General features: G+C 45.6%; 10 protein-coding genes. All 10 read left to right on the forward strand.

Annotation, left to right across the window (positions count from 1 at the left end; genetic code table 11):
• The first annotated feature begins 17 nt into the window (after positions 1 to 17).
• The 10 genes from murE (at position 18) to ftsZ (ending at position 12,595) form a co-directional block, all read left to right on the forward strand.
• Positions 18 to 1,502, forward strand: a complete 1,485-nt coding sequence (gene murE, locus ACMAZD_RS02975) for a UDP-N-acetylmuramoyl-L-alanyl-D-glutamate--2,6-diaminopimelate ligase (RefSeq protein ID WP_435248509.1) — start codon at positions 18 to 20, stop codon at positions 1,500 to 1,502.
• Positions 1,502 to 2,881 (forward strand): UDP-N-acetylmuramoyl-tripeptide--D-alanyl-D-alanine ligase, encoded by a 1,380-nt coding sequence (locus ACMAZD_RS02980; protein WP_435248510.1) that lies wholly within the window; start codon positions 1,502 to 1,504, stop codon positions 2,879 to 2,881. Before murE ends, ACMAZD_RS02980 begins: the two co-directional genes overlap by 1 nt.
• Positions 2,878 to 3,960 carry a phospho-N-acetylmuramoyl-pentapeptide-transferase gene (mraY, locus tag ACMAZD_RS02985; protein WP_435248511.1) on the forward strand — a complete coding sequence of 361 codons (1,083 nt, stop codon included), beginning with the start codon at positions 2,878 to 2,880 and terminating at the stop codon, positions 3,958 to 3,960. The genes ACMAZD_RS02980 and mraY overlap by 4 nt, the downstream gene beginning before the upstream one ends.
• Positions 3,961 to 4,018: 58 nt before the next feature.
• Positions 4,019 to 5,335: a UDP-N-acetylmuramoyl-L-alanine--D-glutamate ligase gene (murD, locus tag ACMAZD_RS02990; protein ID WP_435248512.1), complete on the forward strand. Its 1,317-nt coding sequence runs from the start codon at positions 4,019 to 4,021 to the stop codon at positions 5,333 to 5,335.
• A 22-nt stretch (positions 5,336 to 5,357) separates the two neighbouring features.
• Positions 5,358 to 6,554 carry a cell division protein FtsW gene (gene ftsW / locus ACMAZD_RS02995; RefSeq protein WP_435248513.1) on the forward strand — a complete coding sequence of 399 codons (1,197 nt, stop codon included), beginning with the start codon at positions 5,358 to 5,360 and terminating at the stop codon, positions 6,552 to 6,554.
• Positions 6,555 to 6,566: 12 nt separating this feature from the next.
• Positions 6,567 to 7,628 carry an undecaprenyldiphospho-muramoylpentapeptide beta-N-acetylglucosaminyltransferase gene (gene murG / locus ACMAZD_RS03000; protein WP_435248514.1) on the forward strand — a complete coding sequence of 354 codons (1,062 nt, stop codon included), beginning with the start codon at positions 6,567 to 6,569 and terminating at the stop codon, positions 7,626 to 7,628.
• Between the two features lie 13 nt (positions 7,629 to 7,641).
• Entirely contained in the window at positions 7,642 to 9,102 is a 1,461-nt protein-coding gene (gene murC, locus ACMAZD_RS03005) for a UDP-N-acetylmuramate--L-alanine ligase (protein ID WP_435248515.1), read from the forward strand.
• Positions 9,103 to 9,293: 191 nt separating this feature from the next.
• Positions 9,294 to 10,073, forward strand: a complete 780-nt coding sequence (locus tag ACMAZD_RS03010; protein ID WP_435248516.1) for a cell division protein FtsQ/DivIB — start codon at positions 9,294 to 9,296, stop codon at positions 10,071 to 10,073.
• On the forward strand, positions 10,066 to 11,334 hold the full coding sequence (ftsA, locus tag ACMAZD_RS03015; protein ID WP_435248517.1) for a cell division protein FtsA: 1,269 nt from the start codon (positions 10,066 to 10,068) through the stop codon (positions 11,332 to 11,334). Before ACMAZD_RS03010 ends, ftsA begins: the two co-directional genes overlap by 8 nt.
• Positions 11,335 to 11,365: 31 nt before the next feature.
• Positions 11,366 to 12,595, forward strand: a complete 1,230-nt coding sequence (gene ftsZ, locus ACMAZD_RS03020; RefSeq protein ID WP_435248518.1) for a cell division protein FtsZ — start codon at positions 11,366 to 11,368, stop codon at positions 12,593 to 12,595.
• Positions 12,596 to 12,667: the final 72 nt, after the last annotated feature.

Here is a 12,667-nt window from a genome sequence, read left to right on the forward strand (position 1 = left end):
GCTAATCAGGATTCAATATGAGTAATAGCCTAACGCTGTCATCTTTACTTTCTCCTTGGGGAGACTTTCGCTCTCCTGAGTTGGAGTCGATTGCTGTTGAGCAGTTGGAGTTGGATAGCCGAACCATCAAGGAAGGTGATATTTTTGTTGCCGTAATCGGACACCTTGTCGACGGTCGTCGGTTTATCGACAAAGCCGTTTCTCAAGGTGCGAAAGCCGTCATTGCACAAGCTGGCGATGACAAAGCTCATGGCTTGGTTGAGTGGCTAAACTCGGTTCCTGTGGTTTATGTTTCAGACTTAAACTCAACACTTTCTGAATTAGCTGGCCGTGTTTATTCTTCTCAAGCGACCAAATTGATTGGTGTCACGGGCACCAATGGCAAAACCACCATCACCCAGTTGATTGCTCAATGGCTTGATCTCGTCGGCCAACGTTCAGCGGTAATGGGCACGACAGGTAATGGTTTCTTAGGCAATCTAAAAACCGCCGCTAATACCACTGGCAGTGCCATCGAGATACAGCGCACACTGAGTGAGTTAGCTGCAGAAAAAGCGGTGTATACCGCAATGGAAATCTCCTCTCATGGTTTGGTGCAAGGTCGAGTAAAGGCTTTGGACTTTGAGGTTGGTGTCTTTACTAACTTGAGTCGTGATCATCTTGATTATCATGGCACGATGGAAGAGTACGAATTGGCTAAGAAGAGCCTTTTTACTCAACACAAATGCAAGCATGCCGTCATTAATGTGGATGACAAAGTGGGTAAAGCTTGGATGTCAGATTTGTCCAATGGCATAGCCGTTTCATTGTCACCGCTGACGGGCTATCAACAATCGGTATGGGCGTCTGATGTCGCTTATGCAGAAACCGGTATTCAGCTGTCTTTCGATGGTAGTTGGAGACAAGGGAAGCTTTCTGTTCCACTGATTGGTCAGTTCAACGCATCAAATGTACTGGTTGCTTTTGTGACTCTGCTTTCGTTGGGTATCGACAAGCAAACCTTGGTCGACACTGCGCCTCAGCTTCAACCTGTCATTGGCCGAATGGAGCTTTTCCAAGTTCCGAACAAAGCAAAAGTGGTTGTCGATTATGCTCATACGCCCGATGCGCTAGAGAAAGCATTGGCAGCACTGCGCGTGCATTGCTCTGGGCAACTGTGGGTAATCTTCGGCTGTGGTGGTGATCGCGATACTGGTAAGCGCCCAATGATGGCAGCGACCGCCGAGCAGTTCGCCGATAAAAGCATTATTTCAGATGACAACCCTCGCAGCGAAGATCCTGATTTGATTGTTAAAGATATGCTGGCTGGCCTAAGTAAACCTGAATCTGCATTTGTCGAGCACGATCGCTATCAAGCGGTTAAGTTTGCTCTAGAGCAGGCTGACAGCAATGACATTATTCTTTTGGCAGGTAAAGGCCATGAGGATTACCAAGTATTGAAAGACAAAACGGTACATTACTCAGACCGAGAGTCTGCGCTACAACTTTTAGGTATTTCATAATGATTGATGTATCACTCGAGCAGATTTGTTTTGCTGTTAATGGAGAGCTGATTGAGCATTCAGAAACGAGTCATCACAATACAGTGATCAACGCAGTTTCTACCGACACGCGTACAGTTGAAGACGGCGCGCTGTTTGTTGCTATCGTTGGTGAGCGTTTCGATGCGCATGACTTTTGTCATCAAGCCGTTGAGGCAAACGCGAGCGCGCTGTTAGTCGAACGAAAACTTGACCTAAATATTACTCAAGTTGTTGTCGAAGACACTAAACTTGCTTTAGGTCAGCTAAGTGCTTGGATTCACAAACAATGTGACGTGCCAACCATGGCGATTACAGGCAGCTGTGGCAAAACGACCGTGAAAGAGATGGTGGCGAGCATTTTACAGCAGCGTGGCAAGGTGCTGTTTACGGCAGGTAACTTTAATAATGATATGGGTGTGCCTTTGACTTTGCTACGCAGTGAACCAAGCGATGACTATGCAGTGATCGAATTAGGCGCTAACCATATTGGTGAAATTGCCTACACCACGCAGCTCGTTAAACCACAGGTTGCCTTGGTGAATAATGTGGCCGCGGCTCACTTAGAAGGCTTTGGTTCTATTGATGGCGTAAAACAAGCGAAAGGTGAAATCTTTCAGGGGCTTGCTGCCGGTGATACTGCTATTGTTAATTTAGAGAGCAATGGTGGTGACTTTTGGAATGAAGTACTCGCGGATAAAACGGTACTGACATTTTCTGAGAGTAACCGTGAAACCGACTATTTTGCTGAAAATATCGAAATCAACGACCAAGGCGAAGCTTGCTTTGATATACAGACGCCATTAGGTGCTACGGCTGTTGAACTTGGTATTATTGGGCAGCATAACGTGGCGAACGCATTGGCGGCTGCAGCGTTGAGCATTCAATTTGGTGCAACGCTTGATGAAATAAAAAATGGTTTAGCAAACCTTATCTCGGTCAAAGGACGAGTTGAGGTTCAACAATTAAGTCAGAATATCAAGCTGATAGATGACAGCTATAACGCTAGCGTGCCTGCAATGAAGGCGGCAGCTAAGCTGCTGTCGAGCTTTAAAGGTCAACGTTGGTTGATTTTAGGCAATATGGCTGAATTAGGCGACGAAAGTCTTGCACTTCACCGTCAAGTCGGTGAATATGCTGCCCCATTCGCTTTTGAGCATGTACTCACTTACGGTGATGATACCAAGGTGATTAGTGAGGTCTGTAATGGTACCCACTTCGCAACGCATCAAGCGATGATCGCACACATAGAGCAGCACTTACGCTTGCCGAATAACGCGTCACACACCTTGTTGGTCAAAGGCGCAAATAGTGCAGGAATGAGTAAAATAGCCGCTGCTTTAAAGGAGAACTTTTCATGATAATTTGGCTTGCAGAGTTACTACAGCCATACTTTTCTTTTTTCCGTTTGTTCGAATACCTATCGTTTCGAGCCATCGCGAGTATTTTGACAGCCTTAAGTCTGTCGCTGTGGATGGGACCTCGTTTAATTGAGCGTCTGCAAATGCTACAAATTGGCCAAGTTGTTCGTAATGACGGCCCTGAATCTCACTTCAGCAAACGTGGTACGCCAACCATGGGCGGTGTGATGATCCTTGCTGCGATCATTATTACGGTATTGGTGTGGGCCGATCTTTCTAACCCTTACGTTTGGGCTGTATTAGTTGTACTTGCTGGTTATGGCACGGTTGGCTTTGTTGATGACTACCGTAAAGTTGTTCGTAAGAACACTGATGGCTTGATTGCGCGTTGGAAGTACTTCTGGCAATCGGCTATTGCACTAGTTGTGGCGTTTGCTCTGTATGCTCACGGGCATGATACTGCGGCAACTCAATTGGTTGTTCCTTTCTTTAAAGATGTGATGCCACAACTTGGTTTACTGTATATCGTACTAACTTACTTTGTTATTGTGGGTACCAGTAATGCGGTAAACCTAACGGACGGCCTAGACGGTTTGGCTATTATGCCAACGGTTATGGTGGCGGCTGGTTTTGCTGTGATTGCTTGGGCGACAGGTAACGTTAACTTCGCGGCGTACCTCCACATTCCATATATCCCATACACATCTGAGCTGGTTGTGGTTTGTACCGCTATCGTGGGTGCAGGTCTTGGTTTCCTATGGTTTAACACCTACCCAGCGCAAGTATTCATGGGCGATGTTGGTTCTTTAGCACTTGGTGGTGCACTAGGTGTGATTGCTGTTTTGGTTCGCCAAGAACTGGTACTGGTTATCATGGGCGGTGTGTTTGTAATGGAGACCTTGTCAGTGATTCTGCAGGTGGGCTCTTACAAATTGCGTGGTCAGCGTATTTTCCGCATGGCACCGATTCATCACCACTACGAACTGAAAGGTTGGCCAGAGCCGCGTGTAATCGTGCGCTTTTGGATCATCTCAATGGTGTTAGTATTGGTTGGCCTAGCGACACTGAAAGTTCGTTAATCCTGTATGAGTCTCTTGATGAGAGGCTCTTTAAAACTATTAAGAGCATCTTGTTTAAATGGAACGTTGGCAAAATATTCAAAATGTAGTGGTTGTGGGGCTCGGTATTACCGGGCTCTCTGTCGTTAAACATCTCGTAAAATATCAACCTCACACTTATGTGAAGGTGATTGATACTCGAGAACTACCACCAGGCCGAGAATCTTTGTCTGAATCGGTAGATCTGCATTCTGGTAGTTGGAATAGCCAATGGTTAGCGGAAGCTGATCTAGTGGTTGCTAACCCGGGTATCGCCTTAGCGACCCCTGAAATACAAGATATTATTCAAGCGGGAACTCCGGTTGTTGGCGATATTGAACTGTTTGGCTGGGCGGTAGACAAACCCGTCGTGGCAATAACAGGCTCCAATGGTAAGAGTACGGTGACCGATCTAACGGGTGTGCTTGCTAAGGCTGCCGGTCTTAACGTTGGCGTTGGTGGCAACATCGGTATTCCTGCCTTAGACCTTCTTGAGCTTGATGCTGACTTATATGTCCTTGAGCTTTCAAGCTTTCAGCTAGAGACAACATCCAGTCTAGATCTTGCAGCGGCGGCCTTTTTAAACTTGTCAGAAGATCATATGGATCGCTATCAAGGTATGGCCGACTACCGTGACGCTAAATTAAGAATTTTTAATAATGCTCAGTACGCGATTGTAAACCGCGAAGACAAAGAGACTTATCCTGACCACACGATGTCATTGGTGACATTTGGACTTGATGACCAAGAGTTTGGCGTATCAATAGTCGATGGCATCGAATGGCTAGTGGATAACGGTAAGCCAGTACTTGCTACCCAAGATTTAACATTGGTTGGACGTCATAACGTGGCGAATGCGTTAGTCTCTTTAGCATTGTTGAAGCAAGTTGGTATTGATTACAGCAAAAGCCTTGAAGCTCTGAAAACTTACAATGGTTTAACGCATCGTTGCCAAGTAGTGGCTGACAAACACGAAATTAAATGGGTTAACGACTCGAAAGCGACCAACGTAGCCAGTACATTAGCCGCTCTGTCGGGATTAGAGTACCAAGGTGCTTTATATCTCTTGGTTGGTGGTGTGGGCAAAGGCGCTGACTTTAGCGAGCTTAAACCCGTGTTAGCGCAATTAGACCGTGTTCAACTGTGTTGCTTTGGTGAAGATGCTGCGCAATTTATGCCATTACATCCATCGGCGAAGACGTTTGATACCATGCGTGACATCATCGAGAGTATCTCTGCACAACTGGTGTCGGGTGACATGGTGATACTGTCTCCTGCGTGTGCAAGCTTCGATCAATTTAATAACTTCATGGCGAGAGGTGATGCGTTCACTGAACTTGCTCATGAGTATGCCTAACGTATTGAAGGACTAACATTCAGTGCAAAGAGTGAAAGAGATTAATCAATCTATTTGGCAATGGCTTAACCGTGCCACACCAGAGGCGCTTTACGATCGTCAGTTGGTATGGATTGCTCTTGGACTGATGCTAACGGGTTTGGTAATGGTAACGTCGGCTTCGTTTCCAATCAGTGCTCGTTTAACCGATCAGCCGTTTCACTTTATGTTCCGTCACGCCATTTTCTTGGTGTTAGCGTTAATCGTATCCAGCGTAATACTTCAAATCTCAATGAAGCGTTGGTTTCAATACAGCATGTATCTATTGGGCTTATCGTTCTTTTTACTGGTCGTGGTATTGGCTGTCGGTAAGTCGGTTAATGGTGCATCGCGCTGGATTCCGCTTGGACTGTTTAACTTACAACCGGCCGAAGTCGCTAAATTATCGCTGTTTATTTTTATGGCAGGCTACTTGGTTCGAAAACAAGACGAAGTGAGAAAAACCTTCTTCGGTGGTTTTGGTAAGCCAATTATGGTGTTTGGTGCCTTTGCAGTATTACTCCTTGGCCAACCCGATTTAGGTACCGTTGTTGTAATGCTGGTTACCTTATTTGGCATGCTATTTATCGCGGGCGCCAAGCTTTCACAGTTTATAGCCTTGATGGTGGCGGGTATTGCCGCGGTCGTCGGCTTGATTGTTATTGAACCCTATCGTGTTCGACGTGTGACCTCATTCTGGGAACCTTGGAATGATCCGTTTGGTAGTGGCTACCAGTTAACTCAATCACTGATGGCATTTGGTCGCGGTGACTGGATGGGGCAAGGGCTTGGTAACTCGGTTCAGAAGTTAGAATATTTACCAGAAGCACACACCGATTTTGTGTTTGCTGTGTTGGCTGAAGAGTTGGGCTTTGTTGGCGTGACTTTAGTGCTGATCCTTATTTTTAGTTTGGTGCTTAAAGCGATCCTAATTGGTAAGAAAGCTTTCGAAAACGACCATTTATTCAGTGGCTACCTTGCCTTTGGTATTGGTATTTGGTTTGCATTTCAGACGCTTGTTAACGTAGGTGCCGCTTCAGGTATCGTTCCAACCAAAGGTCTAACATTGCCATTGATCAGTTACGGTGGTTCAAGTCTTATCGTCATGTCAGTTGCGGTTTCAATGCTATTACGCATTGATCACGAATGCCGAATACAACAAAAAGAACAAGCCGACAATCAAAACGAATTAGTAGAATAAGAATCTAACGTGATGAAAAAAAACAAAAAACTTTTAGTGATGGCTGGTGGTACTGGCGGTCACGTTTTCCCTGGCTTAGCGGTGGCTAAAAAGCTTCAGCAACAAGGTTGGGAAATTCGCTGGTTAGGAACTGCGGACAGAATGGAAGCAGATCTGGTACCAAAACATGGTATTGAGATTGACTTCATTAAGGTGAAAGGTCTGCGTGGTCAAGGCATTAGCAAGCTAATTAAAGCGCCATTCCAGATTATTAATGCCATACTTCAAGCAAGACAGCACATCAAAACATGGCAACCAGATGTGGTGCTTGGAATGGGGGGTTACGTGAGTGGCCCCGGTGGCATCGCGGCATGGTTATCCGGTATTCCTGTAGTTTTGCATGAACAAAATGCAGTGGCAGGTTTAACCAACCAATGGCTATCTAAAATTGCTAAAAAAGTATTCCAAGCTTTCCCAGGTGCTTTCCCTGCAGCAGAAGTTGTAGGGAACCCAGTACGTGAAGATGTTGTTGCCTTAACTGAACCCGAGCAACGCATGACAGAGCGTGACGGTGATATTCGTATCCTAGTAATGGGTGGCAGCCAAGGTGCTAAAATTCTTAACGATACCTTACCAGTTAGCATGGCCCAGCTTGGTGAAGGTTTTACTGTGATGCATCAAGCCGGTAAGAACAATCAACAACAAGTGATTGAACAATACAAATCACATTCTGTAGATAATGTTCAAGTGACTGAATTTATTGATGATGTGGCGCAAGCTTATGAGTGGGCAGATCTATTAGTGTGTCGCTCAGGTGCATTAACTGTATCTGAAGTGTCTGCAGCAGGCGTGGGTTCTATCTTCGTTCCGTTTATGCACAAAGACAGACAGCAAGCGCTGAATGCCGATCACCTCGTTGAATGTGGCGCGGCGTTAATGATTGAACAGCCTCAACTGACGGCTGACAAGCTAGCGAATACTATCGCTCAGCTTGATAGAAATGAATTAAAAATGATGGCAACAAAAGCTCGTCAGGCAGCCAAGCTTGATGCGGATGTGACCGTCGCTGAAGCGATTAAAGCTTTAGCAAAATAATGAGATTGAATTGATGACGATTGAACATACCCAAGACTTAGCGCAAATCCGTGCAATGGTGCCAGAGATGCGCCGTGTTAAATCTATCCACTTCATCGGTATTGGTGGCGCAGGAATGAGCGGGATTGCTGAAGTCTTGCTTAATGAAGGCTACCAGATCACGGGTTCTGACATTGCTCAAAACCCAGTGACCGATCGTTTAGTTAGCAAGGGTGCGACCGTTTATATCGGTCACCAAGCAAGTAACGTTGCTGATGCTAGTGTGGTCGTGGTTTCAACTGCTATCAACGAAGAAAACCCAGAGATTATTGCCGCTCGTGAAGCGCGCACACCTATCGTTCGTCGTGCTGAAATGCTGGCTGAACTGATGCGTTTTCGTCATGGCATTGCTGTGGCAGGTACGCACGGTAAAACAACGACCACTGCGCTAGTGACACAGATTTACTCGGAAGCGGGTTTAGACCCCACCTTCGTAAACGGTGGTTTGGTAAAGAGTGTGGGTACGAATGCTCGTCTAGGCTCGAGTCGTATTCTTATTGCTGAAGCCGATGAAAGTGATGCGTCATTCTTACATCTGCAACCAATGGTGAGTATCGTTACTAACATTGAAGCGGATCATATGGATACCTACGGCGGCGATTTCGAAACGCTAAAGCAGACGTTCATCGATTTCTTACACAATCTGCCATTCTACGGTCAGGCTGTGATGTGTGTTGATGATCCGGTAGTACGTGAGCTTATTCCTCAGGTGAGTCGCCAAGTGATTACTTACGGCTTCTCAGAAGATGCGGATATCCGTATTGAAAACTACGTACAAGAAGGCCAACAAGGCAAGTTCACAGTGGTCCGTGAAGGCAAAGCTAACCTAGATATTACGTTGAACATTCCAGGTCGCCATAACGCACTGAACGCATCAGCGGCGATTGCGGTTGCGACGGAAGATGACATCAGCGATGAAGCTATTCTTAAAGCAATGGCGGGAACGGAAGGCACTGGCCGTCGTTTCGATCACCTTGGTGAATACGAAACGGGTAAGGGTATTGCAATGTTGGTTGATGATTACGGTCACCACCCAACCGAAGTCGATGTAACGATTCAAGCTGCTCGTAGTGGCTGGACAGACAAACGTCTTGTGATGATTTTCCAACCGCACCGTTATAGCCGTACTCGCGATCTGTATGATGACTTCGCGAACGTTCTTGAACAGGTAGATGTTCTAATCTTATTAGATGTGTACTCAGCTGGTGAGAGACTGATTGCAGGGGCTGACGGACGCTCGTTGAGTCGAACTATTCGTGGGCGTGGTAAGATTGATCCGATCTTCGTTGCTGATATCAACACGCTGCCATCAGTTCTAGCCAACGTCATTCAAGGCGGTGATCTTGTTTTAACACAGGGTGCAGGTGATGTTGGTCGTGTTGCTAAGCAACTCGAATCGTTACGGTTAGACATTAATAATATGCAGAACTCGTAGCAGAATACTGTCTACAGACTGTGGTCAATCGCTCACTTCTTGCGATTGACCTAAAATTGACCAAAAATCTTATTATCAACGTTTGATAGTTTGATTTTGCTCAGTATAATTCATAGGTTAAAGTAAGTGCTTTTACCTCTATTACGAAGATAGGGAATAGAATTGCGAACCAACGACAGGGAATGCGGGCTTTGGTAGAAAGTACTTTTAGCGAAAACCGCCACCTATTCAGCTTACCATCGCTCAAGAAACACGCCTTAGGCGGGTCTTTTTTAGTCGTGGTATTGCTATTCATTGGGTTTCTTTTCTATACCATACTGACTTGGATGTGGGACGATCAGCGATTGCCTCTTTCCAAAATAGTACTTCAAGGCGACTTAACTTATGTAACGGCTGGTGATGTTCAGCATGCTTTTGGCGAGTTAGAACATATTGGTACCTTCATGTCGCAAGATATTGGGGTGTTGCAAGACAGTTTAGAGGCGTTACCTTGGGTATCTGTGGTCTCGATTCGTAAACAGTGGCCAGACACAATAAAAGTATTTTTGACTGAATACCAAGCGGCAGCAATCTGGAATGGCAACATGCTGCTCAACGAAAAAGGTCAAGTGTTTAATGGCGATATCGGCCTGTTGAAGGGCGATAGAGTTAAGCTTTATGGCCCGGAAGGGACCAGCCAAGAAGTGATAGCAAAATGGCGACAGATAACTCCTTTGATTAACAGTCTGGGGTTAACCGTTACCTCGCTCGTTCTCAATGAGCGTCGTGCTTGGCAAATAATCCTAGATAACGGTATCCGTTTAGAACTAGGTAAAGATTCTTTAGATGAGCGTGTTGAACGCTTTATTTCGCTTTATAACGAATTAGGAAGTAAAGCGAATCAAGTGAGCTACATCGACCTCAGGTATGATACGGGAGCCGCTGTAGGCTGGTTTCCAGAGCAAGAGTTAGAAGAGAGCAGAAATGACTAAGACCGCAGATGACAACATAATCGTTGGTCTTGATATAGGCACTGCGACCATATCAGCTCTGGTTGGTGAAATACTGCCTGATGGTCAAATCAATATCATTGGTTCAGGGCAAAGCCCATCCAGAGGTATGGATAAAGGTGGTGTAAACGACCTAGAGTCGGTAGTGAAGTCGGTTCAGCGAGCGATTGATCAAGCAGAGTTGATGGCTGAATGCCAAATCAGCAATGTATTTATCTCGCTGTCCGGTAAGCATATCGCAAGCCGAATTGAAAAAGGCATGGGCACTATTTCAGATGAAGAAGTGTCTCAAGACGATATGGATCGAGCGATCCATACCGCGAAATCGATTAAAATAGGTGATGAGCAGAGAATTCTGCACGTGATTCCACAAGAGTTTACCATCGATTACCAGGAAGGCATTAAGAATCCACTTGGTTTATCTGGTGTTCGAATGGAAGTCAGTGTTCATCTAATTTCTTGCCATAGCGACATGGCGAGAAACATTATTAAAGCTGTTGAACGATGTGGTCTCACTGTAGAACAAATCGTGTTTTCAGGACTTGCCTCAAGTAATGCGGTAATTACTGACGACGAGAGAGAGCTTGGAGTATGTGTTGTTGATATTGGTGCTGGTACGATGGATATTTCCATTTGGACTGGCGGCGCACTGCGACACACAGAAGTCTTTTCCTATGCAGGAAATGCAGTAACCAGTGATATTGCCTTCGCTTTCGGCACGCCAGTGAGCGATGCTGAAGAGATAAAAGTAAACCATGGTTGCGCTCTGAGTGAACTCGTAAGCAAGGATGATTCTGTTAACGTCCCTAGTGTAGGTGGCCGTCCATCGAGAAGTTTGCAACGACAAACTTTGTCGGAAGTGATTGAACCACGTTACACTGAACTTATGGGCCTCGTTAACCAAACTATTGATACGGTTCAATTACAGCTACGAGATGAGGGTATTAAGCACCACCTTGCAGCTGGCGTCGTTCTCACTGGTGGAGCGGCACAAATTGACGGATTGGTAGAGTGTGCGGAACGTGTTTTCTGCAATCAAGTTCGAGTTGGTAAGCCATTAGAAGTTAGTGGCTTAACTGATTATGTTAAAGAGCCGTATCATTCTACGGCGGTTGGTTTACTTCATTACGCAAGAGATTGTCAGATAAGTGATGAAGGTGATTACAGCGAACCTAAGCGTTCAGCACCTTCTATGTCAGGTTTATTTGGTAAATTGCGTAATTGGATACAAAAAGAGTTTTAACCTGAGTTGCAGGAAAAAACGGAGATAACACATGTTTGAACCGATGATGGAAATGTCTGACGATGCAGTAATTAAAGTCGTTGGAGTGGGTGGCGGTGGCGGTAACGCTGTTGAGCACATGGTACGTGAGTCAATTGAAGGCGTAGAATTCATCAGTGTTAACACTGATGCTCAAGCCCTTCGTAAAACAAGCGTGAGCAGCGTGATCCAGATTGGTGGTGATATCACTAAAGGCTTGGGCGCTGGTGCAAACCCACAAGTAGGCCGTGATGCAGCTCTCGAAGATCGAGAAAGAATTAAAGAAGTTCTAACTGGCGCCGATATGGTATTTATCGCAGCTGGTATGGGCGGTGGTACAGGTACAGGTGCTGCTCCAGTTATTGCTGAAGTTGCGAAAGAGTTGGGTGTGCTAACGGTTGCTGTTGTAACTAAGCCATTTAGCTTTGAAGGCAAAAAGCGTTTAGCGTTTGCTGAGCAAGGTATCGAAGAGCTTTCTAAACATGTGGATTCTTTAATTACGATTCCAAATGAAAAGCTACTTAAGGTACTTGGCCGTGGCGTAACACTGCTAGAAGCTTTCGCAAGTGCAAATGATGTACTTAAAAACGCTGTGCAAGGTATCGCTGAGCTAATTACTCGCCCTGGTATGATCAACGTCGATTTCGCGGATGTTCGCACTGTGATGTCGGAAATGGGTCATGCAATGATGGGTAGCGGTATCGCAAAAGGTGAAGACCGTGCTGAAGAAGCTGCTGAAACGGCAATTTCTAGCCCACTATTAGAAGACATCGACCTAGCTGGTGCTCGTGGCGTTCTTGTTAACATCACAGCTGGCCTAGATATGCGCTTAGATGAATTCGAAACTGTGGGTAATACAGTTAAGGCATTCGCTTCTGATAACGCAACGGTTGTTATTGGCACTTCTCTAGACCCTGATATGACGGATGAAATCCGAGTAACTGTTGTTGCAACAGGTATCGGCACAGAGAAAAAACCAGACATTACTTTAGTTGCTGGTGGTAAAGCAAAAGTAGCGCCAACGTCTCAACCTCAAGTTACTGTTCAAACAGCAGCAAAAGTGGAAGAGAAAGTGGCACAACCATTGCAGGAAAAAACTGAGGTAAAACCTCAAGTTAAACCACAGCCAACAACGTCACCTGTTTCTTCAGGTACAGGCGCTAGCCAGAGTGCTGCACCTAAAGCTGAGAAAGAGAGCGGATATTTAGATATCCCAGCATTTTTACGACGTCAGGCTGATTAACAAATACCCAAAATTTGACTATCGTCGAATTAATGGTAAAATTCGCGGTCGGTAAATACTGACCGTGATTTG

The sequence above is a fragment of the Vibrio sp. nBUS_14 genome (assembly GCF_051201655.1).
Lineage (GTDB): Bacteria > Pseudomonadota > Gammaproteobacteria > Enterobacterales > Vibrionaceae > Vibrio.